The sequence below is a fragment of the Pseudomonas tremae genome (assembly GCF_001401155.1).
Lineage (GTDB): Bacteria > Pseudomonadota > Gammaproteobacteria > Pseudomonadales > Pseudomonadaceae > Aquipseudomonas > Aquipseudomonas tremae.
The window spans coordinates 1-625 of record NZ_LJRO01000406.1 but is presented as its reverse complement, the minus strand read 5'-3'; the positions used below and the strand labels follow the sequence as shown (position 1 = coordinate 625).

Genomic DNA, 625 nt, shown 5'->3' with positions numbered 1-625 from the left:
CCAATACCCTGGCCAACCGCCGTTATCTTCCGAATCATACAATTTGAAAGTCAACGCAACGAAGCCCAAAGGGGCCCCGCTCACGTTGTGCGCTGTGCCCTGGATATAGTGAATTTTTCCGGAAGCGGTGTCTGTCACTGTGAGGTTGGATACTTCCACCTTCTCAGCCGCATTAGCGCCAACCATGATGGCCAATGTAAACACCCCAAGGCTCGGGTACCATTTCATAAATTGCTCCCTTATAGTCGTGTGATAACTTCGTTCAATCCTGACAACGGTTTTATACCGTCACTTAGCATGAATACCTTGTCCGGCTCGCTCAGAAACCAAGCGAATGAGCCCCAAGCAAGACCGCTAATGGTCTTCTTAAAACCTTGTGTCTGACGGTCCGCGTAGGCCGTGACGAATGCTACGCTCGATCGTTTGAACCCACCTTTGTCCGTGAGCGAAAATAAAGCCTCTTGTCTGCGTTCTGTAATCGCACCATCGGTGGCCACTACCTCGACGAACACGATCAGCGGATGAACCGGTTCCAAGTCAACCAGGATCAAGTCAGGTAAGTTTTTTTGCGCTTCGATATCCAGGCCTATGCTGGAAGCCATGCGTAAATCCTGCATAGCCACTT

The 625-nt window shown here is 50.4% G+C and carries 2 protein-coding genes; both read right to left on the bottom strand.

The genetic code is table 11. The features are described from left to right. A partial coding sequence (locus tag ALO43_RS31215; RefSeq protein WP_217999788.1) for an FxLYD domain-containing protein occupies positions 1-228 on the bottom strand: 228 nt, incomplete at its 3' end. Between the two features lie 11 nt (positions 229-239). Beyond that, the coding region (locus ALO43_RS22605; RefSeq protein WP_268873843.1) for a BsuBI/PstI family type II restriction endonuclease at positions 240-625 on the bottom strand (386 nt) is incomplete at its 5' end.